Here is a 21149-nt window from a genome sequence, read left to right as displayed (position 1 = left end):
TAGGTTGGATTTATAATGGAATTTTTTAAACAAAAAACAAATATAGACTTCTTAGGAATAAAAAAATATACAACAGCTTTCTCTGTTCTAATGATTGTTGTGTCATTATTTTTCATATTCACAAAAGGACTAAATCTTGGTTTAGATTTTACAGGTGGTTATCAGGTACAAATTCAAGCAACTAGTGTACAAAACTCAGTAACAATATCTGAAAAGTTGGCAAAAGTTGGTTTTGAACATACTACAGTTACAACTTTTGGCGAAAATAATAACTATCTTATTAAATTTACACCAGATGAGGTTAATTCAAAAACTAGTAGTTTAGATAGTGCCCAGCAGTATCTTAAACAACAAGTTGAGAACTCTCTTGATGCTAAAGTTTTGAGTGTCAATTATATAGGTCCACAAGTGGGTAAAGAGTTAGCTAGCAATGGTGTTTTGGCTATCATAATTGCAATGGTATGTATTTTGATATACATCAGTGCTAGATTTGAGATGAAGTTCGGTATTAGTGCATGTGTTGCGTTGATACATGACCCAATTGTGATCCTAGGTATATTTGCAGCATTTCAATTAGAGTTTGATTTGACTGTGTTAGCAGCAATATTAGCAGTGATCGGTTACTCACTAAATGATACTGTTGTGATATATGATAGAGTACGTGAAAACTTTAGAAAAATGCGTAATGCTAATGTAGTTGAAGTAGTTAATAAAAGTATTAATGATACCTTGTCTAGAACAATTTTAACTTCAGGGTTAACTATGTTGGTTGTGGTTGTGCTTTATCTATTTGGTGGTAGCTCAGTGCATAACTTCTCATTAGCTTTAATATTGGGTATTGTAGTTGGTACATACTCATCTATATATGTTGCGGGTGTTGTGGCTGTGGCGTTAGGGTTAAATAGAGAATCTTTACTTCCTAAGCAAGTATCAAAAGAAGATATGCCAATACTTTAATATTTATTAATGTTAGTTATATAGCTAAATAGTGTATAATTTAAGAGATAAATTTAAAAAAGGATTGATAAATGAAAAAAATAGTTTTAGCTTCATTAGCTATATCTTTAGGACTATCATCAGGCTTTGCAATGTCAAAGAGTGAACCTGCAGAAACTCCAAAAACTGCGGAAGTTTCACAGCAGTCAGAAAAGCTTGTAGATATATATGCTAAAGACGATCAGTCTTCTGAAGTTAAAGGACAAATTGGTTTAAATAATCAAGATAACTATAATATTTTTTACTGTAAGCAAAATAACTGGTGTGAAGTTGTTAATAAAGACAATGGAGATATTGGATGGATTAGTTTAGAGCAGTTAAAACAAGCTCAACAAAAGGTTGCTAAAATAATGCAGAAGAAAAATGCAGTTAAAAGATTAGAGGAATATATGGTTATTCAAGATCAAAAAATTGCTCAATTATATGCGATGATGACTCAACAACAGCAAGAGTTTGCTAAAATCATAGAGCAACAGCAAGCCCAAATTAATCAGTTGAAGCAGGCATATTACTACCGATAGTATATTCTTGTCTTATGGGAGCTATATGACCACAAAAAAATTATTACCAGTTACAAAAGGCAAATCATTACCAGTTGTATCTGATAATAACCTTAGTTCTTATCTTAACTTTGTAAATTCACTACCTATACTTTCTGTCGAAGAAGAGCAGGAACTTGCTAGGCGCTATAAATATCAAAAAGATTTAGATGCAGCTCAGCAACTTGTTTTATCGCATCTTCGTTTTGTTACCAAAATTGCGCGTAATTTCTCAGGTTATGGCTTATCGATAGCAGACCTTATCCAAGAGGGTAATATTGGTCTAATGAAGGCTGTGAGTAAGTTTGATCCAGATCAAGGTGTTAGATTGGTATCATTTGCAGTACATTGGATCAAAGCAGAAATGCATGATTATGTCCTTAAAAACTGGAAAATTGTTAAAGTGGCTACTACAAAAGCTCAGCGTAAGTTATTTTTTAATCTTAGAAGTAGTAAAGATAAGATTGGTTGGTTAAGCTCAGAAGACATCAAGCAATTAGCAGAAGAGTTAGGCGTCAAAGAAGAAACGGTTATCGAGATGGAAAAGAGAATGTGTCAAGGAGATGCAAGTCTTGATTTACCATATACTGATGATGAAGGTGGACAGTCTAATCAACAAAGCTTGTATTTAGAAGATAAATCTTCAGATATAGAACATCAAATAGTTCAACAAGATTATTATGATAATTTTAAAGCAATAGTAAAAGATGTGATAAGTGGTTTTGATACACGTACAAAAGATATTATAATGTCTCGTTACTTATTAGATACAAAAGCAACTCTACAAGATCTAGCTGCTAAGTACAATATTTCTGCTGAAAGAGTACGTCAAATCGAAGAAGAAGCACTCACTAAGCTTAAAAAAGCTATTAAAAATAGGTCTTAGATTTTTAGTTTTTTTGACTATCAATTATTCAAAAAAATAGTAGCACTTATGTTAATATAATCATCAATATAGTTTTTATTTATTTGATTAATGAAAGATTTTATACCTAAGGTAAAATCAAAAATAAAATCCTCAGTTTATTTAGATGGTTCAAAGAGTATATCTAACAGATCTTTGATAATTGCCGCTATGGCACAAGGTCAAACAACATTTACAAATCTACCTAATAGTGCTGATGTGCTAGCATGTGTTGGCGCATTAAAAGAGCTAGGCTGTCAACTAGAGCATAATCAAGAATCTAAAACTTTGGTTATACAAGGATGCAGTGGAAAATTTGTAAACTCAAATGCAAAAATATTTTGTAATGAGTCAGGTACTTTAACAAGGTTTATAATCCCTATGTTAGCAGTACAAGCTACAGGTCAGTACTATGTATACGCAAAGCAAAGAATGATGGATAGACCTTTAGCAGATCAGTTAAGACCACTTGAAAAGCTAGGTATGTCAGCATTCTATCATCAAAAAGAGCATGCTATGCCTCTTACAATTGAGGCGAAGTCATTAAATGGTGGTAATATCGAAGTAGATGGTGCTAAGAGTTCTCAGTTTGCATCAGGTTTGCTTATGGCAGCTCCATTTATGACTAATGGCTTGCAACTAAACTCTGTCACAGATCATAAGCAACCATATTTAGAGATGACAGCTAAAGTAATGGCTGAGTTTGGTATAAATGTAAATATTGATGAATGTATTTATAGTGTAAATAACTCTAGTTATGTATCTCCAGATAAATATGTTGTTGAGCCTGATGTTTCGACTGCATCGTATTTTTGGGCGTTTGCTGCTATTACAGGTTCAGCTATTAAGGTTATGAATGTAACCCAAAAATCTAAGCAAGGCGATATTAAATTTTTAGAAGTGCTAGAGAAAATAGGATGTCAGGTTAATTACTTTGATGATGGTATAGAAGTTGTAGGTACAGATAGTTTAAGTGGTATAGAAGTTAATATGCGTAATTTTTCTGATACCTTTATGACACTTGCTGCCATTGCATGCTTCGCAAATTCTGATACTCATATTTCAGGACTTAGTCATACTAGAGGACAGGAGTCAGATCGTGTTGATGCTATAGCAGAAGGACTTACAAAACTTGGCATCTATGTTGAGACAGCTCAAGATAGTATCTTAATATCTCCGGTAAGAAGCAAATTTAAACCAGCTGAAGTTGATAGTCATAATGATCATCGTATCGCTATGTCGTTAGCATTGTTAGGATTAAGATATGATGGTGTTGTGATAAATAATGCAGGGGCGGTTAGCAAAACATGCCCTGACTATTTTGATAGAATGAGAAGCTTAGTAGGTTCGTGATGACAGATAAAGAGCGTATTATCACCAGATACTTAAGTCAAAGATGGTATAAGAAGGCTCTTATTATCACACCTAAGGAGCAAAACTATTTTTATAAGATAAATGTTCTAAAGCTCGTTGCTTGTTCGGGCTATCTAAAAAATGAACCTCCGCTAGGGTGTGTATTTGATGTAGAGGCTTGGCCTTTTGAGCATAAGTTTTTTGATCTTATCATATTAGATGAGAGTTTTATAAATTGTCCTGCTTTAATGAAAGCAATATTCAATCAGCTTCATTTCTGTCTAGCAGATGATGGTGAGGTTATTGTCGCTTGTTCAGGCAATATTAGCCTATATGGTTTATTATCTAGATTTATCTCAAATGGTTTTATTAGCAAGAGAGTTAGATTAATAAACTATACTAGTAACTTTATAGTAAATATGTTCAAAAGAATTTTTAGTAAATATTTTGTAGTGGTTTTTAAAAAGGATAATTATTTCTCTGTTGATCCGCTTAGTGTCGGAGAGCTAATCAAAGAACCTGCAAAGTCAGAAGTGGCTAAAATATACAGTGGTGGTTGTGCTAAGGAAGTATATGGGAATTTTCACAAAGAAAAATAATGTAATTGCTTATACAGATGGAGCATGTAAGGGCAATCCAGGTATAGGTGGATGGGGAGCTATCTTGAGTTATAACGGTGTTGATAAAGAGATTTATGGTGCCGAAAAAGATACAACGAATAATCGAATGGAGCTAATGGCAGCAATCAAAACTCTACAAGCGCTAAAAAGAAAATGCGATATAACGATCTATACAGATTCTAAATATCTCCAAAATGGCATTAATCAATGGTTAGCAAATTGGAAGGCTAATGGTTGGAAGACAGCAGCTAAAAAAGAAGTCAAAAATAAAGATCTTTGGCAAGAGTTAGATAGTTTGACAATCAAGCACAATGTGACTTGGAGCTGGGTAAAGGGTCATAGTGGTAATCAAGGTAATGAAAAGGCTGATGAGTTGGCAAATAAAGCAATCGCTGAATTGACAGGAAAATAGATATGAATAATTACTCTAATAAAAAAATTCTAGTTTTATATACTGGTGGTACTATCGGGATGATTAGTACTGAGCAAGGCTATGATGTTGAACCGGGCTATCTAACAAAAACCATCGCTGGAATTAGAGATTTTTATCATTATGATATGCCAGAGTTTGAGATTAAAGAGTATGGCGATCTTATCGATTCATCAAACATTGATCCAAAAAGATGGATTTCGTTAGCACAAGATATATTGAGTAATTATGCTAATTATGATGGTTTTGTGATTTTGCATGGTACAGACACTCTTGCTTATACGGCATCGGTGTTGTCTTTTATGTTGAGTGAAATTAATAAGCCAGTTATTGTTACAGGCTCGCAAATACCAATATCTAAAATCAGGTCAGATGCTATATCAAATATCCTTAATAGTCTAATTTTTGCATGTAATGATGATATCAAAGAAGTTTGTGTCTATTTTAATCAAAAGTTAATGCGTGGTAATAGAACTACGAAAATATCAGCGACAGATTTTGATGCTTTTGGATCCCCGAATTATCCTACTCTAGCAAAAGTTGGTATAGATATTGTAGTCAAACAGAAAAGATTATGGCAAAGACAAAAGTCATTTAATATACCAAATTTAGATACATTTACAATCCCTAAAGTTGCAATATTACAAGTTTATCCTGGTATGAATAGTGATATGCTATCTGCTATTGTTGAGCAACCATTACAGGGATTAATTCTCAAGACTTATGGCTCGGGCAATATGATGAATGATCCAGAAATTTATACGACTCTCAAGAAGGCTAGTGATAGGGGTGTTGTCATAGTTAACTGTACGCAATGCTTGTATGGTAGTGTCAAAATGGCTACATACAAAGTCGCAAGAGGATTGATTGACGTTGGTGTGATTTCAGGTCATGATATGACTGATGAAGCGGCGTTTGCTAAGCTTTTTTATTTGTTAGGTCAGTCTAATATTTCTCTACAAGAGATCAAGAGAGTTTTTGATACTTCTTTGCATGGCGAAGTAACATTGTTATAGCGTTCATAAAAACTTGTTTATTTCATAATGTTAATATAGTATATTAATACATGAAAAAAAATTCACTTATAAATAAGGGGACTAATAATGAGCAATATTTCTGAATTAATAAAAGGCAACAGAGCATGGGCTGAGCAAATCAAAAAAACTAATCCTGAGTTTTTTGAAACTCTATCAAAAGGTCAATCTCCAGAATATTTTTGGATAGGTTGTTCTGATAGTCGTGTACCTGCTAACCAAGTTTGTGGTTTGGTTTCTGGTGATGTTTTTGTACATCGTAATGTTGCAAATGTTGTTTCACTTACGGATTTAAATTGTTTATCTGTATTGCAGTACGCGGTTGAGGTTCTAAAAGTCAAAAAAATCATAGTATGTGGTCACTATGCTTGTGGTGGTGTTGAGACTGTTGTCAAAGATAAGAGCTATGGTTTGATTGATAACTGGTTAACATCTATCCATGAAGTTAAAGAACAGAATAAAGAATTTATTGAAGAAGCTCTAGCTTGCTATAAAGGTAATGAAGAAGAATATATGAAGAAAAAAGTTGATATGATGTGTGAGTTAAACGCAATTCACCAAGCTTTAAATCTTTGTAAAACTACAGTTGTTAAGAATGCTTGGGCAAAAGGTTTGAAATTCACTATTCATGCAGCTATCTATGGTGTAAGTGATGGTAAATTATTTGAAATTGGTGGTGGTGTAGGCTCTAGAGAAGAGATGGATGCTACTTATGCTGAAGCTATTGAAGCCATTAAGTCTAGATATTGTCAAACTCAATCTTGTTCATTGTAATTCTTCTTTCTTATAGAAAAATCTTATTATTAATCATATTATATAAAATATATGTGATTAAAAATCTCCTAAATGTCATATTCAGAAGCAGATACCAAAGCTAAGCTTATAACTCCAAAACTACGTGATAGTGGTTGGGATGAGAGATATATTACTAGAGAGAAATATTATTTTACAGATGGGCGTAAACAAGCTGGTGGGGCTAGAGGTGAGAAAAAGTTTGTAGATTATTTATTACGTTATCAAGATATAAACCTAGCCATAGTTGAGGCAAAAAAAGAAGATGTAAACTATAAGCAGGGTCTACAACAAGTTATAGCTTATGGTAGAGCGTTAGATGTTGAATATGTCTACTCTACAAATGGACATAATATCCTCGAATATCATATCCCAACAGGTCAAAGCCAAGATATAGATGAGTTTCCAACTCCTAGAGAACTCTTTGAGCGTAAATATCCAAATATCAACAAAATTAGACAAAATGTAGTTACACAAGAGTTTTTCTCAGATGGTACAAAGACACCTCGCTATTATCAAAAGATAGCAGTACAAAAAACTATAGATGCTCTTAGTAGTGGGCACGATAGAATCTTACTAACATTAGCAACAGGGACTGGTAAGACATATATAGCGTTTCAGATAGCATATAGAGTGCTTGAATCAAGATGGCGAAAGAATGATATAGGTAATAAAAAACCACGAATCTTATACCTAGCAGATAGAAATATTCTTATCGATCAGGCGATAAATGAATTTAACCCTATAGAGAATGATTGCAAAAGAATCCAAGGTAAACTAATCAAGAAAAATGGTGGTAAAGTGCCATTAAGTGGTAATATCTTCTTTGCGATCTATCAAGCAGTAGCCGAGAATAAAAATCGTCAGTATTTAGTTACAGATAGCGAAGATGACAGCCTAACAGCATACTATAAACAATATCCAGCAGATTTCTTTGATCTGATAATTATCGATGAGTGTCATCGTGGTAGTGCCAATGATGATAGCTCTTGGCGTGAGATTATTGAGTATTTCTCAAGTGCAGTACATCTAGGGCTGACAGCTACACCTAAGCGTGATGTCAATGGTGATACTTATGATTATTTTGGTGAGCCTATTTATGAATACTCGCTTAAAGATGGTATTAATGATGGTTTCTTGACTCCATATAAGGTCAAACGTATCACGACAAATATTGATGAATATCGACCTAATACTCATGATAGTGTAGATGGAGATTTGCCAAATAAAGTCTATGGTATTAGCGATTGGGAGAAGACTATCACTAGTCAACAACGCCATGAGCTAATTGCAAAAACTGTGTTAGATAATATTAATAAGATGGATAAGACTATTGTATTTTGTAAAAATCAGCCACATGCTCTCGAGCTAAAGCTAGCTATAGATAGATTTAAAAAGGTCAAAAACCCTGACTATTGTGTGCGGGTGACTTCTGATGAAGGACAAATTGGGCGTGATTATCTCGAGCAGTTCCAAGATAATGATAAAGATATCCCTGTGATTTTAACATCTTCAAAAATGCTAACTACCGGTGTAGATGCTAAAAATGTCCGCAATATCGTTATAACAGCTCCGATAGAGTCAATGATTGAGTTTAAACAGATAATCGGTAGAGGTACACGAACTTTTGAGGGTAAAGATTTCTTTACAATTCTAGATTTTGTCAAAGCTAGTGATAAATTCTATGATAAAGATTGGGATGGTGTCGCTGATGTAGTTACAGATGTCAAAGCTGATGGCAAATCTAAAGATGATGTAAAAGAAGTTAAAGAAATAGATCCGATAGAGAATCTTAAAGAAAAAGATGATGAGCCTAAAAAACACGAGCCAATCAATATCACAATCAAAGGGCGTAAGCTCAAAGTACTAGATATAGAGACTAGTTATGTCGGAGTTGATGGGCGACCAATTGCAACACAAGAATATCTTGAGCAACTAATCGGTGTACTAGGTAAATATTGTCAAAATGATGAACAAACTCTTAAAAATGCTTGGGCAAATCCACAATATCGACAAACACTACTAAACAAGCTCGAAGAGATGTTAAGCTTTGGGCAAAATATCGACAATATCAAAGCGATATTTAAAGCCAAAGATAGTGATATCTATGATGTGCTAAATCATCTAGTCTTTAGTAAAGATATCTTAACACGCGAGCAAAGGGCAGTTGCTGCAGAATCATCAGAGTTTATACAGAGGTTACAAAATGCTAAAGCGAGGGAGTTTCTACTTTTTGTCCTGGATAAGTATAAAAAAGATGGCGTGGGTGAGTTAGAACTAAAAAAACTACCATCATTAGTTGAATTAAGTGGGCTTGGAACTATGTCAGAGATTAAGGATTATTTTGGTGGGGTCTTGCAAATGCAAGAAAATTATTTGCAGTTGCAAAGGGAGATTTATAGGTGAGTGATAAAAGAAAATCTTTTCCTGAAAATATGAAGTTGAGTTTATTAAATGAAGTTAATTTAAAATGTCCTTCTTGTGGAATGCCTCTTATAGATAAAGTTGATGGTAAACATAAAAGAACAGCTGCTGATATTGCTCATATATATCCTCTTAATTCTACTGCGACTGAAAAAAAGCTATTACTAAATGAAGAAAAATTATCTCCAGATAATTTAAACGATGAGAAGAATTTGATTTATTTATGTAAAAATTGTCATCATAAATATGATAATCCTAAAACATTAGAACAGTATAGGGAATTAGTATCTTTAAAAAAGGAATTAATAAAAAAGCATGAGCTGGTAAAAGATTTATATACTTGTAATATTGAGGATGAACTACGAGAGATATTGAGGACTATTGAAAATATTAATAATCTTGATGACCTAGAGTTGAATTATGATGTTTCTGAAGTTGAAAGTAAATTAAAGGGTGAAAAAGTTATTTTTATTAATGAGATTAAAAATTATGTAAGTCAATATTTTAATTTAGTAAGAAAGGTACTGGAAGATTTTGAGGATAGTGGAACAGTCATAGCTTCACAGATCAAAATCTTATATATAAAGACTAAAAAATATTATGATGATAAAGCAAAAATTTATCAAATAGTATTGGAGCATTTAAAATCATTAAATCCTAATCAAAGTGAAGTAGCTATTAGAATAGTTATTGCTTTTTTTATTCAAAATTGTGAGGTTTTTGATGCTGTTTCCAAATAAATTTGTTGAAATTGAGAAGTCTATTTTCTCAAAAATGATAATTATTTTAGAAAAAAATAATGGAATAGTAGAAGTCTCTGATCTCTATACAAAATTAAAGAAATATTTTGATAATGTTGAGGAATTTATTTTTACATTAGATTTATTGTATGTTTTAGAACTGATCGATTTAGGAGATAACGGAGATATAAAATATGTTACTAGAAATTAAAAGTAATATTTTTAGGGATAAAGCGATTGAATTTCACAAAGGCTTAAATGTTGTATTAGGAGATAACCAAGCAACTAACTCTATTGGAAAAACTAATCTTCTTTTAATAATAGATTTTATTTTTGGAGGTAGTAGCTATATTTCTCATAGTAAAGATGTTATTAAAAATTTAGGAGAGCATGAATTTTATTTCTCATTTTATTTTGATAAAAAGTATTTTTTTAAAAGAGGTACTTTAGATTCCAAAAAAATCTCTAAATGTAATGAATCGTATGAGCATCAAGAAACTATAAGTCTTGATGATTTTTGTAAATTTTTGCAAGAAAAATATCATATGGCATATAAAGGCAGCACGTTTAGAGATCTAGTTTCGTGTTTTATAAGAATATGGGGCAAATCTGAAGATAATACAAAAGAGCCACTTAGAGCTAGCGCAAAAGAAACTAATAAAGCCTCTGTAGATAGGGTCATAAAACTTTTTGATAAATATGGAGATATACTTCACTTAAGTGAAAAAGAAAAAAATACAAAATCAGAAAAAGACACAATAAAAAATATGTATAATTTTTCTTTTGCACAGAAATTAACGAAAAAAAGTTATGAGAAAAACTTAAAAAATATAGATCTTTTAGAGAAGCAAATCAAGGAAATTCAGCAAAGCATTAGTACACGAAATGAACATGAAAAGTTGAGTGAAGAAAATTTGTTATTAATATCGGAGCTTAATAAATTAAAAAACCAAAAATTTCAGCTAGAAAGAAATATTGAAAGATTAAATTTTAATATATCGAATGACTTTAAATTAAGTAAGAAAACCTATGATAATATTGAAGAGTATTTTCCTACTGTAAATAAGTCTAAATTAGCTAGAGTAGACACATTTCATAAAAAACTAGCAAAAATATTAAGAAAAAATATAAAAGAAGATATTAATGCTTCTTCTCAAGTTTTATTAGACATTGAGAAAAGTATCATAGATGTTGACGATAAAATAAAAGATATAGATAATGCTGATAATCCATTATTTTTAAAGTTAGCAGAAAAAATAAAAGAAAAAGATTTACTTGAAAAACAAAATGAAACTTTTAACAAAGATAATGAGTTAAAAGACGAGCTTGATAATCTCAAATCAAAGTTAATTGCAGAAAGAAATAAAATATGTCCTAAAATTCAAGATTCCATAAATGAACAAATGCAAGAAATTAGTAAAAGAATTTATGGAAAAGATAATAGTCCTAATTTTGCAATTAATGAAGATAAGTATTCTTTTGAAAAAAGCTGGGATAAAGGAACTGGTACAGCTTATGTTGATTTAATAACATTTGATTTAGCAATTTTAAATTTAACAAATTTACCTATTTTAGTACATGATTTACCTATATTTAAAAATATACAGATTGAAAGAATTGAGAAAATTATAAAAGAATATAATTCTTACGAGAAACAAATATTCATAGCTTTAGATGAAACATCTAAGTATACATCTATAAAAAATACTTTAGAAAAGAAAAAAATTATTGAATTAGATAAAAATAATACTTTGTTTACAAAAACATGGTCATCAAAAAAATGAGCGAATTATATAAATTACCAGTAGGGTGGGGGTGGAAAACACTAGACTCTATTTCATCTATTGTTGGTGGTGGAACACCAAAAAGAAACATACGAGAGTATTGGGAAAATGGAAATATAGTTTGGCTTTCTCCTACCGATCTAGGAAATATCGGTGAAATATCAGAAGTATCATCATCTAAAGATATGATAACTAAATTAGGGTTAGATAAAAGTTCAGCAAAACTACTACCTATAGGCACTGTTTCCTATAGTAGCAGAGCTACTATAGGAAAAATAGCAATAAATGAAATCGAAGTTTCTACAAATCAAGGGTTTACAAACTTTATTTGTAATGATGACTTATATAACTATTATTTAGCATATTGCTTGAGTAATTTTACAAATGATATAGTTTCTCTTTCAAACTCAACAACCTTTAAGGAAGTTAGTAAGTCTAGTTTTAAGAGTTTTCAAATCCCCCTCCCACCACTAGCAGAACAAAAGCGAATAGTTGCCAAGCTAGATAACCTTTTTGAGAAGATTGATAAGGCGATAGAGCTACACCAACAAAATATCACAAATGCTAATACTCTAATGGCTAGCACGCTTGATAAGACTTTTAAAAAGTTGGAGGGTGAGTATTCATATAAAAACTTAAAAGATATAACAATTAAGATAGGTAGCGGTGCTACCCCTAAAGGTGGACAAAAAGCATATAAGCAAGAAGGTATCAGCTTAATTAGAAGTATGAATGTCCATGATATGGGTTTTACTAAAAAAGGCTTAGTGTTTATAGATGATAGTCAAGCTGATAAATTAAAAAATGTAATTGTTGAAAAGGGTGATGTCTTGCTAAATATTACAGGAGCATCTGTAGCAAGATGTTGTGTTGTCTGTGAAAGTGTTTTACCTGCTAGAGTTAATCAGCATGTATCAATAATCAGGTTGCATGATAGTTTTATATCTAAATTCCTATATTACTATCTAATATCGCCTATGAAAAAAACTGAGTTATTGTTTAGTTCATCTGGTGGAGCAACTAGAGAAGCTATTACAAAAAGTATGATAGAAAATTTTCAAGTTCCTGATATTTCTCTACCAGTCCAACAACAAACCGTAGAGTATTTGGATAGTATTGCTACAAAGGTCGATAAGATTAAGCAATTAAATGAGCAGAAATTAGAGAATTTAAAGGCATTAAAAGCCAGTATTTTAGATAAGGCATTTCGTGGGGAGTTGTAGAACAAGCTTACAGTTATCCTGAACTTATTTAAGGATCTCATTAGGGTTGAGAATATGGTGAGATACTGAACTAAATTCAGCATGACAATAAAAAATATATGATAAGTATATAAGTGCTTGCAGAAATAACCTTAAAAGGTTACTTCTGAGATTCCATGGACAAGCCGATAGAATGACGCACTTATTCCTTATAGTCATCCTGAACTTGTTTCAGGATCTCATTAGGATTGAGAAAATGGTAATATGCTGAAATAATTTGATTTAGACTATCGATATCTAGGAAGTAAAGTACTAATGAATAAAAGAGGTTTTGTTTATATACTAACAAATCAAAATCAAACAGTTTTGTATATAGGTGTTACATCAAACCTCAAACAAAGAATCTATCAGCATAAAAATATGCTAGTAGAAGGTTTTTCTAAGAAATACCGTACTCATAAGTTAGTATATTATGAAATAGCAGAAAATATTGAGTTTGCTATATTAAGAGAAAAACAGCTCAAACGATGGCATAAAGATTGGAAAATTAATTTGATTAAACAGAGTAACCCTGATTTAGATGATCTATATGATAGTCTATAGTGAGATCCTGAAACAAGTTCAGGATGACGGTTTTGTATATATTTTATTTAAGTAGTAGGTAGTCTTAAAAAAAGAGAGAACAAAAAATGCAATCAAAGATAAGTAGAATAACAGACATACTAAGACGAGATGACGGAATTAGTGGAGCGATGCACTATACTGAGCAAGTCAGCTGGATTCTTTTTTTGAAATTCTTGAATGACTATGAGAATGAAAAATCTCTAGAGGCAGAACTAACAGGTGAAGATTATATATTTGTCTTAGATGAAAAATATCGCTGGAATACTTGGGCAGCTCCAAAAGGTGCAGATGGTAAGCTTGATGTTATTAATGCTGATACAGGCGATGACTTATTAGAGTTTGTCAACAAAGAGCTTTTTCCATATCTGAAATCTTTTAAATCTATTGATGAAAATGTCAAAACTCTTAAATATAAAATAGGTGCAGTATTTGAGTATATAGATAACCGTGTAGCTAGTGGTCATACTTTGCGTGATGTTATTAATGAAATTGATGAGTTAAACTTCAATAAAAAAGAAGACCTATACCAACTATCACAGATCTATGAAAATCTACTTAAAGAGATGGGTTCTGATGGTGGTAATAGTGGTGAGTTCTATACTCCAAGACCATTAGTTAAGGCTATCGTAGATGTAGTTAATCCTCAAGCTGAGCAAACAGTATATGATCCAGCAGCTGGGACTTGTGGCTTTTTGATAGATGCTTATGAGCATATGTATAGTAAAGAGCTATCAACGACACAGCTAGAGTTTCTTAATGAAGAGACTTTCTTTGGTAAAGAAAAAACGCCTTTATCGTATGTCATGGGTATGATGAATATGATTCTACATGGAATTACATCACCAAATATTACTAAGGCTAATACACTTGTTAAAGATATCCGTAGTCTTGAGGAGAAAGATCGCTATGATATTATCCTCGCTAATCCACCATTTGGCGGTAAAGAAAAAGCAACTATTCAAACTAACTTTCCCATCAAATCAAATGCTACAGAGCTACTATTTTTACAGCATATTTACAAAAGTCTTAAGCTTGGTGGTAGATGTGGTGTGGTAGTGCCAGAGGGAGTACTTTTCCAGACGAATAATGCTTTTAAAAATGTCAAAAAAGAATTACTTGAAAACTATAATGTCCATACTATAGTTTCATTACCTGCTGGGGTATTTTTACCATATAGCGGAGTTAAGACAAATGTGATTTTCTTTGATAGAGAGGGTAGCACTACAGATATTTTCTACTATGAAATTACACCACCGTACAAACTAACTAAAAATAAACCGATTCAGTTTGAGCATTTTGCAGAGTTTTTAGAAATTTGGCAATCTCGCAAGCTTACAGAAAATAGCTGGATAGTTAAAGTAGAAGATATCAAAGACTATGATATATCAGCTAAAAATCCTAACAAAATTGAAGCTATTGAGCATAAATCACCGTTAGAATTAGTCAATGAAATCAAACAAAATACTGCTGAGATAGATAAACTAATAAATGAGATTGAAAGTATTTTATAGAGATATTATTTTTCTATTTAATATTTTATACAAAATATAGGCTATTAAAGCTGTTGTAATATTGATAAAGAACACAGCTTCAACGTATTGGCTATAAATCTGACCACTAAATAGCGTAAGAGCATCTAATAATGTATAAATAGCAAAGAATATTAAACAAGCTGCTTTGAATTCTCTATTTTTAAATAGTGCTAAAATTGAGAATAAAAAGATGGCTAATTCAAAAATTCCTATCTGAAAAACAGCAGGAGTATAAATCCATCCTTGAAATTTACTAATACTATCCCCATCTACTAAATATGTAAAACTGTTGATACAAGCATATAGACTTATATTGAAAACAATAAAGTAGTTAGCATAGATATTTGCATGATGCTTACCATATATAATACTAGAGTGTAAAAACGCTATTATAAAAGGTGATATTAATAAACAAATACTTATAATTACAGTTACCATAAGTCGCTTAAATTTGTAGAAAATAGCTAGATTTTACAACAAATGCTTTGGCTTGTCATATATTTAATAATAAACATATAGACAATCTAATAGATGATAGTTAAAATTTGCTACTAGAAAATCGTTAAATAAATAAAAGGAAAACTTAATAATGCAAGTTACTGTAGAGAAGAAAGAAGGTATCCATTGTTCACTATTGATCGAAGTACCAGCTAATGAAGTTGATAGTATCGTTACAAAAGAAATTAACAAAACAGCAAAAACTATCAAGATGGATGGTTTCAGACCTGGTAAAGTACCTGCAGGTATGGTTGAGAAGAAGTATGGTGAGCAAATCCGTATGGAAGTAATCTCTGACTTGATTCCTCAAAAATACTCAAAAGCTATTCAAGATGAGAAATTAGCTGTTGCTGGTATCGAAGTAGAATTAAAAGAAAACAAAAAAGGTGAGCCTCTTAAGTTTGTTGCTAATCTTGAACTTTTCCCAGAGTTTGAAGTAACTGGTTTTGAAAAAATTGAAGTTCAAAAGCCTGTTGTTGAGCTGACTGACAAAGAAGTTAAGCAAATGATCGAAAATCTTAGAAAACAGTTAGCTACATTCGCAGAAGTGGAAAGAGCTGTTCAAAAAGATGATAAAGTAGTGATTGACTTTGTTGGTAAGAGAGATGGCGAAGTGTTCGAAGGTGGTTCAGCAAATGATCAAGAATTAGTGATTGGTTCTGGTCAAATGATCCCAGGTTTTGAAGATGGTATCATCGGTATGAACAAGGATGAGCAAAAGACTATCACTGTTACTTTCCCAGAAGAGTATCAAAACAAAGATCTAGCAGGCAAAGAAGCTACTTTTGATATCACTGTTAAGAAGATTCAAGAAGCTCAATTACCAGAAGTTGATGATGAGTTTGTTAAGAAGTTTGGTGTTAAAGGTGGTGTAGATACTTTTGAAGATGAAATCAAAGAAAATATGCAGCGCGAGCTTAAGTTCATCTTACAAAGAAAAGTAAAAGACCAAGTATTCAAAGGTTTAAGAGAAATCGCTGAGTTTGAAACTCCAAAAGCTCTAATCAAAAGAGAAATTGATGCTGCTAAGCAAAACTTAGTTAGACAAATGGGTGGTGGTCAAAACTTTGATGTTAACCAATTACCTGATAACTTATTTGAGGCTAATGCTAAGCAAAAAGTTGACACTAGTTTAGTTCTTGATAGCGTAATGAAGTCTCAAGAATTCAAGGCTGAAGATGCTGAAGTTGAGAGTTTATTAGATGAGTTGGTTCAAGCTTATGAAGAGCCAGAAAAAACTAAAGAGCAAATCAAAAAGAACGAAAAAGAGATCTCTAACTTAAAAGCTTTAGTTATAGAAAATAAGTTAACTGATTGGGTATTGTCTCAAGCTCAAGTAACTGAAAAACAAGAAGATTTCTTCGAAGTTATTAAAGAAAATATGCAAGCTCAACAAGCTGGTTTCTAAACTAGCTTATAAAGAGAGGTTATAAATGATAACTAATAACTTAGTTCCTACTGTCGTTGAGAAAACAGCTGGTGGTGAGAGAGCTTTTGATATTTATTCAAGACTATTAAAAGAGCGTATAGTTTTTTTAAATGGTGAGGTAAATGATCATTCAGCTAACTTAGTGATTGCACAGCTGCTTTTTTTAGAGTCAGAGGATCCTGATAAAGATATATATTTCTATATCAATTCTCCAGGTGGTATGGTTACAGCTGGTATGGGTGTGTACGATACTATGCAGTTTATCAAACCAGATGTGAATACTATTTGTATCGGTTTGGCTGCAAGTATGGGATCACTTCTATTAGCAGGAGGCGCAAAAGGTAAAAGATATAGCTTACCAAGTTCGCAAATCATGATTCACCAGCCACTAGGTGGTTTCAGAGGTCAAGCTTCTGATATAGAAATTCATGCAAAAAATATTCTGCGTATCAAAGATAGATTAAATAAAGTCCTAGCGCATCATACTGGGCAGGATTTAGAAACTATCGTGAGAGATACTGATAGAGATAATTTTATGATGGCTGATGAAGCAAAAGAATATGGTCTTATTGATCATGTAATTGAGTCTCGTGAAGCAATTATTAAATAATTAAAGGAAGTCTAATTTAATAAGATGGCTAAAATTCTATACTGTTCTTTTTGTGGTAAATCACAACAAGAAGTCAAAAATATTATTTCTGGTAGAGACGGTAATATCTGCAATGAGTGTGTAAGTAAATGTGCAGATAAAATCCATAGTGCGACTGGGACTTCTGCAGAAGATGTATCATTTGAGAAGTTACCTAAGCCAATTGAAATCAAAAAATATCTAGATGATTATATTATTGGTCAAGATAATGCTAAAAAAGTACTATCAGTCGCTGTATATAATCATTATAAAAGAATTACTTCAAATACTACAAAGGATGATGATACAGAGCTTAAGAAAAGTAATGTATTGTTAATAGGTCCTACAGGTTCTGGTAAAACATTATTTGCTCAAACATTGGCAAAGCTTTTGAATGTTCCTTTTGCTATAGCAGATGCGACTACTCTTACAGAAGCTGGTTATGTTGGTGATGATGTTGAAAATATCATTGTTCGCTTGTTACAAAATGCTGATTTTGATGTTGCTAAAGCTCAAAAAGGTATTATCTATATTGATGAGATAGATAAGATCGCACGTAAATCCGAAAGTGCATCGATAACTCGTGATGTATCAGGTGAAGGTGTTCAACAAGCACTTCTAAAGCTTATAGAAGGTACAGTGTCATCTGTGCCTCCTAAAGGTGGTAGAAAACATCCTAATCAAGATATGATTCAGGTTGATACTTCAGATATATTATTTATTTGTGGTGGGGCTTTTGCTGGTATCGAAAAAGTTGTCAAACATAGAATGGATAAAGTTAGTATTGGATTTAATGCTGATGTTATTCAGCAAAAGAATAGTTTAGATACTGAAAAATTAATGCAGAAAGTAGAGAGTGAAGATTTGACTAGATTCGGTCTTATTCCTGAGCTTATTGGACGTTTGCCGATTGTTACAGTTCTTAATGAGCTTAAAGAAGAAGATTTGGTCAAAATTCTTACAGAACCTAAAAATGCTTTAATCAAACAATATGTGAAGCTGTTTAAGTTTGATGATGTAGCTATTGAATTTAGTGATGAATCTCTTATTCAGATAGCTAAAAAAGCAATAGCTAAAAAGACAGGTGCTAGAGGTTTAAGAACAATTCTTGAAAACGTGCTTCTTGAAGTGATGTTCCATGTGCCATCATCGGATGATATTGATAAAGTAATCATCAATGATAAAGTCATATTAGAGCAAGAAGAGCCAATTCTTGTAACAAAAGCACAACAGCAAAAACAATTAAAAGAGATAATCTAAAAAATCTACAGGAGAATGTAAGTTTATGTCAGAAGTCCTAAATGTCGTTCCTGTTATTCCTTTAAGAGATGTGGTTATATATCCTTCGATGACTCTGCCTCTAAACGTAGGTCGTAAGAAGTCCATAGAAGCTGTTAAGCAGGCATCTAATAGTTATAATAATTATATTTTATTAGCTACGCAAAAGAATGGTTCTAGCTCTGGTGATGTTGTAGATAATATCTATGATATTGGTACTTTAGCTAAAGTTGTTCAAATTATGAAACTTCCTGATGGTAGTTTGAAAATCATAGTTGAAGGTATAGCTAAGAGGTTAGTAGCTAAGTATGAAAGTATTGATGGTTGTATCTATGCAAATTTAGATAGTCTTCATATTGATGATAGTTATGATCCAAGTCAGATTGATAAAGAGCTAAAAGCGATTTTGTTATCAATAACTGATTCACTTAAAAAATTTGTTGATATCAGTGGCAAAGTATCAAAAGAGTCTTTAGCTACGCTTATAAATACAGAAGAGCCTCATAAGTTTATATACGAGATCTCAACTATTCTAAATACTGAGATTGCCAAAAAACAAAAGATTCTAGAAGCTACAGATATCAAAAATAAAGCTCTATTACTTTTATCTTGTTTGTATGAAGAGTTAGAAATTCTTGAATTAGAGGCTAAGATTAAAGATAGAGTTAAGTCTCAAGTAGATAAAAATCAACGTGAATATTATCTAAATGAACAGGTAAAAGCTATTTACAAAGAACTTGGCGAAGCTGATGAAGAGTCAGAAGTAACGGCTCTTAAGAGTAGAATAGAAGCTACTAAGATGTCAAAAGAAGCTAAAGAGAAGTGCTTAAAAGAGCTTAAAAAGCTTAAATCAATGCCTCCTTCTTCATCTGAATCTGCTGTATCTAGAAACTATATTGAGACTATACTTTCATTACCATGGGGTAAAAGAGCAAAGGTTAAAAAAGATATTAATTTAGCTGAAAAAGTTCTAGAGAAAGATCATTATGGCATCAAGAAAGTTAAAGAAAGAATACTTGAGCATCTAGCTGTTCAGATCAAAAGAGATACTAATGCAAAAGCGCCTATTCTTTGTTTAGTAGGACCTCCGGGAGTTGGTAAAACATCTATCGGGCAGTCTATTGCTAGAGCAACAGGGCGTGAGTATGTGCGTATGGCTTTAGGTGGTGTACGTGATGAATCAGAGATTAGAGGTCATCGTCGTACGTATATCGGTTCTATGCCTGGTCAAATTATCCAAAAGATAATCAAATCCAAAACTGAGAATCCTCTTTTCTTACTTGATGAGATAGATAAGATTTCTTCAGATTTTAGAGGGGATCCATCAGCAGCGTTATTAGAAGTACTTGATCCAGAACAAAATAGTACATTTAATGATCACTATTTAGAAATTGATTATGATTTATCTAAAGTAATGTTTGTTGCTACAGCAAACTCGCTTGATATAGATCCTGCATTACGCGATAGATTAGAAATTATCCATTTATCAGGCTACACGGAAATTGAAAAGCAAGCGATTGCTAAACAATATCTAGTACCAAAAGCATTAGAAAATAATGGCTTAACAAAAAATGAGATTAATTTCACACCTAAAGCAACGCTTGATATTATTCGATACTATACAAGAGAAGCTGGTGTAAGAAATTTACAGCAAAAAATAGACGGAGTGTGTCGTAAGGCTGTTAAAAATCTACTCAAAGATCCTGAGCATGGTAAAGTCTCGATTACTCAGAAAAATCTTGAGGATTATCTTGGTGTGTATCAGTTTGATTATGGTATCAAAAATGCTAAACCTAAGGTTGGTCAAGTCACGGGTTTAGCATGGACATCTGTTGGTGGGGAGCTATTAACTATAGAAGCTCTGGCAATGCCTGGTAAAGGTAAAGTCAAATATACCGGTAGTCTTGGTGATGTTATGAAAGAATCTATTGATGCTGCTTTTAGTGTTGTACGTTCGATATCAAAAGACTATAAGTTAGAAGATGATTTCTATGAGAAAAAAGATATACACATACACGTTCCTGAGGGTGCTACACCAAAGGATGGTCCAAGTGCTGGTATAGCAATGACTACAGCTTTGGTCTCTGTATATACAAACAAGCCTGTTAGAAATGATATTGCGATGACTGGAGAGGTTACTTTACGTGGAGATGTCTTAGCAATAGGAGGTCTTAAAGAGAAGCTTTTAGCTGCATTAAGAGGGGGAATTAAAGAGGTTTTGATTCCTAAACAGAATGTAAAAAACTTAGCTGATGTTGATAAAGAAATACTAGAAAAACTCGAAATTACACCTGTAAACAACATAAAAGAGGTTTTAGAGAGAGTTTTTTGATGTTAAAGCA

Annotated in this window: 20 protein-coding genes; 19 read left to right on the top strand and 1 reads right to left on the bottom strand. The window is 32.3% G+C overall.

What is annotated here, in order from left to right; genetic code table 11:
* Window positions 1-15: 15 nt before the first annotated feature.
* The 15 genes from secF (at window position 16) to ACKTR7_RS02155 (ending at window position 14953) form a co-directional block, all read left to right on the top strand.
* Window positions 16-957 (top strand): protein translocase subunit SecF, encoded by a 942-nt coding sequence (gene secF / locus ACKTR7_RS02225; RefSeq protein ID WP_407876828.1) that lies wholly within the window; start codon window positions 16-18, stop codon window positions 955-957.
* Between the two features lie 71 nt (window positions 958-1028).
* Complete coding sequence (locus ACKTR7_RS02220) at window positions 1029-1517, top strand: hypothetical protein (RefSeq protein ID WP_407876827.1); 489 nt, start codon at window positions 1029-1031, stop codon at window positions 1515-1517.
* A gap of 25 nt (window positions 1518-1542) precedes the next feature.
* Window positions 1543-2421: an RNA polymerase sigma factor RpoH gene (gene rpoH, locus ACKTR7_RS02215; RefSeq protein WP_407876826.1), complete on the top strand. Its 879-nt coding sequence runs from the start codon at window positions 1543-1545 to the stop codon at window positions 2419-2421.
* Between the two features lie 90 nt (window positions 2422-2511).
* Window positions 2512-3792, top strand: coding sequence for a 3-phosphoshikimate 1-carboxyvinyltransferase (gene aroA / locus ACKTR7_RS02210; RefSeq protein WP_407876825.1), 1281 nt, complete (start codon window positions 2512-2514; stop codon window positions 3790-3792).
* Window positions 3792-4391, top strand: a complete 600-nt coding sequence (locus ACKTR7_RS02205) for a class I SAM-dependent methyltransferase (RefSeq protein ID WP_407876824.1) — start codon at window positions 3792-3794, stop codon at window positions 4389-4391. Before aroA ends, ACKTR7_RS02205 begins: the two co-directional genes overlap by 1 nt.
* Window positions 4366-4824 (top strand): ribonuclease HI, encoded by a 459-nt coding sequence (gene rnhA / locus ACKTR7_RS02200; protein ID WP_044525957.1) that lies wholly within the window; start codon window positions 4366-4368, stop codon window positions 4822-4824. Before ACKTR7_RS02205 ends, rnhA begins: the two co-directional genes overlap by 26 nt.
* Window positions 4825-4826: 2 nt before the next feature.
* Window positions 4827-5858: an asparaginase gene (gene ansA / locus ACKTR7_RS02195; RefSeq protein ID WP_407876823.1), complete on the top strand. Its 1032-nt coding sequence runs from the start codon at window positions 4827-4829 to the stop codon at window positions 5856-5858.
* 87 nt (window positions 5859-5945) lie between these two features.
* The gene (locus ACKTR7_RS02190; protein ID WP_044525959.1) at window positions 5946-6650 is read left to right on the top strand and encodes a carbonic anhydrase; all 705 of its coding nucleotides are present in this window, start codon (window positions 5946-5948) and stop codon (window positions 6648-6650) included.
* Between the two features lie 72 nt (window positions 6651-6722).
* Window positions 6723-9074 carry an EcoAI/FtnUII family type I restriction enzme subunit R gene (gene hsdR, locus ACKTR7_RS02185; protein WP_407876822.1) on the top strand — a complete coding sequence of 784 codons (2352 nt, stop codon included), beginning with the start codon at window positions 6723-6725 and terminating at the stop codon, window positions 9072-9074.
* Window positions 9071-9832, top strand: a complete 762-nt coding sequence (locus tag ACKTR7_RS02180; RefSeq protein ID WP_407876821.1) for an ABC-three component system protein — start codon at window positions 9071-9073, stop codon at window positions 9830-9832. The genes hsdR and ACKTR7_RS02180 overlap by 4 nt, the downstream gene beginning before the upstream one ends.
* Window positions 9816-10043 carry an ABC-three component system middle component 7 gene (locus ACKTR7_RS02175; RefSeq protein ID WP_044525962.1) on the top strand — a complete coding sequence of 76 codons (228 nt, stop codon included), beginning with the start codon at window positions 9816-9818 and terminating at the stop codon, window positions 10041-10043. Before ACKTR7_RS02180 ends, ACKTR7_RS02175 begins: the two co-directional genes overlap by 17 nt.
* 316 nt (window positions 10044-10359) lie before the next feature.
* The gene (locus ACKTR7_RS02170) at window positions 10360-11616 is read left to right on the top strand and encodes a DUF2326 domain-containing protein (RefSeq protein ID WP_407876820.1); all 1257 of its coding nucleotides are present in this window, start codon (window positions 10360-10362) and stop codon (window positions 11614-11616) included.
* Window positions 11613-12839: a restriction endonuclease subunit S gene (locus ACKTR7_RS02165; protein ID WP_407876819.1), complete on the top strand. Its 1227-nt coding sequence runs from the start codon at window positions 11613-11615 to the stop codon at window positions 12837-12839. Before ACKTR7_RS02170 ends, ACKTR7_RS02165 begins: the two co-directional genes overlap by 4 nt.
* Before the next feature lie 294 nt (window positions 12840-13133).
* On the top strand, window positions 13134-13421 hold the full coding sequence (locus ACKTR7_RS02160) for a GIY-YIG nuclease family protein (RefSeq protein ID WP_407876818.1): 288 nt from the start codon (window positions 13134-13136) through the stop codon (window positions 13419-13421).
* A gap of 86 nt (window positions 13422-13507) precedes the next feature.
* Entirely contained in the window at window positions 13508-14953 is a 1446-nt protein-coding gene (locus ACKTR7_RS02155) for a class I SAM-dependent DNA methyltransferase (RefSeq protein ID WP_407876817.1), read from the top strand.
* On the opposite strand, the gene ACKTR7_RS02150 is transcribed toward ACKTR7_RS02155, so the two are convergent.
* Window positions 14948-15412, bottom strand: a complete 465-nt coding sequence (locus ACKTR7_RS02150; protein ID WP_200147770.1) for a DUF6790 family protein — start codon at window positions 15410-15412, stop codon at window positions 14948-14950. The genes ACKTR7_RS02155 and ACKTR7_RS02150 overlap by 6 nt on opposite strands.
* Before the next feature lie 151 nt (window positions 15413-15563).
* On the opposite strand from ACKTR7_RS02150, the gene tig reads away from it, so the two are divergent.
* Genes tig through lon form a run of 4 tightly spaced genes read left to right on the top strand, consistent with a single transcriptional unit; the run spans window position 15564 to window position 21139 of the window.
* Entirely contained in the window at window positions 15564-16880 is a 1317-nt protein-coding gene (tig, locus tag ACKTR7_RS02145) for a trigger factor (protein ID WP_407876816.1), read from the top strand.
* Window positions 16881-16905: 25 nt separating this feature from the next.
* Window positions 16906-17511 carry an ATP-dependent Clp endopeptidase proteolytic subunit ClpP gene (gene clpP / locus ACKTR7_RS02140; protein ID WP_222830759.1) on the top strand — a complete coding sequence of 202 codons (606 nt, stop codon included), beginning with the start codon at window positions 16906-16908 and terminating at the stop codon, window positions 17509-17511.
* Between the two features lie 24 nt (window positions 17512-17535).
* Window positions 17536-18789: an ATP-dependent Clp protease ATP-binding subunit ClpX gene (clpX, locus tag ACKTR7_RS02135; RefSeq protein WP_407876815.1), complete on the top strand. Its 1254-nt coding sequence runs from the start codon at window positions 17536-17538 to the stop codon at window positions 18787-18789.
* Window positions 18790-18814: 25 nt separating this feature from the next.
* Window positions 18815-21139 (top strand): endopeptidase La, encoded by a 2325-nt coding sequence (gene lon, locus ACKTR7_RS02130; RefSeq protein WP_407876814.1) that lies wholly within the window; start codon window positions 18815-18817, stop codon window positions 21137-21139.
* The last annotated feature ends 10 nt before the right edge of the window (window positions 21140-21149 follow it).

The sequence above is a fragment of the Francisella sciaenopsi genome, assembly GCF_045862875.1.
GTDB lineage: Bacteria > Pseudomonadota > Gammaproteobacteria > Francisellales > Francisellaceae > Francisella > Francisella sciaenopsi.
Note: the sequence above shows the minus strand (reverse complement) of the source record. Positions and strands in the feature narration are given on the sequence as shown.

Bases quoted from the DNA above. Each gene is read 5' to 3' on its own strand.
- ansA (WP_407876823.1), top strand. From the start codon at position 4,827: ATGAATAATTACTCTAATAAAAAAATTCTAGTTTTATATACTGGTGGT.
- ACKTR7_RS02190 (WP_044525959.1), top strand. From the start codon at position 5,946: ATGAGCAATATTTCTGAATTAATAAAAGGCAACAGAGCATGGGCTGAG.
- ACKTR7_RS02220 (WP_407876827.1), top strand. From the start codon at position 1,029: ATGAAAAAAATAGTTTTAGCTTCATTAGCTATATCTTTAGGACTATCA.
- clpP (WP_222830759.1), top strand. From the start codon at position 16,906: ATGATAACTAATAACTTAGTTCCTACTGTCGTTGAGAAAACAGCTGGT.
- rnhA (WP_044525957.1), top strand. From the start codon at position 4,366: ATGGGAATTTTCACAAAGAAAAATAATGTAATTGCTTATACAGATGGA.
- ACKTR7_RS02160 (WP_407876818.1), top strand. From the start codon at position 13,134: ATGAATAAAAGAGGTTTTGTTTATATACTAACAAATCAAAATCAAACA.
- lon (WP_407876814.1), top strand. From the start codon at position 18,815: ATGTCAGAAGTCCTAAATGTCGTTCCTGTTATTCCTTTAAGAGATGTG.
- rpoH (WP_407876826.1), top strand. From the start codon at position 1,543: ATGACCACAAAAAAATTATTACCAGTTACAAAAGGCAAATCATTACCA.
- ACKTR7_RS02175 (WP_044525962.1), top strand. From the start codon at position 9,816: ATGCTGTTTCCAAATAAATTTGTTGAAATTGAGAAGTCTATTTTCTCA.
- ACKTR7_RS02155 (WP_407876817.1), top strand. From the start codon at position 13,508: ATGCAATCAAAGATAAGTAGAATAACAGACATACTAAGACGAGATGAC.
- ACKTR7_RS02165 (WP_407876819.1), top strand. From the start codon at position 11,613: ATGAGCGAATTATATAAATTACCAGTAGGGTGGGGGTGGAAAACACTA.
- clpX (WP_407876815.1), top strand. From the start codon at position 17,536: ATGGCTAAAATTCTATACTGTTCTTTTTGTGGTAAATCACAACAAGAA.
- tig (WP_407876816.1), top strand. From the start codon at position 15,564: ATGCAAGTTACTGTAGAGAAGAAAGAAGGTATCCATTGTTCACTATTG.
- aroA (WP_407876825.1), top strand. From the start codon at position 2,512: ATGAAAGATTTTATACCTAAGGTAAAATCAAAAATAAAATCCTCAGTT.
- ACKTR7_RS02205 (WP_407876824.1), top strand. From the start codon at position 3,792: ATGACAGATAAAGAGCGTATTATCACCAGATACTTAAGTCAAAGATGG.
- ACKTR7_RS02150 (WP_200147770.1), bottom strand. From the start codon at position 15,412: ATGGTAACTGTAATTATAAGTATTTGTTTATTAATATCACCTTTTATA.
- hsdR (WP_407876822.1), top strand. From the start codon at position 6,723: ATGTCATATTCAGAAGCAGATACCAAAGCTAAGCTTATAACTCCAAAA.
- secF (WP_407876828.1), top strand. From the start codon at position 16: ATGGAATTTTTTAAACAAAAAACAAATATAGACTTCTTAGGAATAAAA.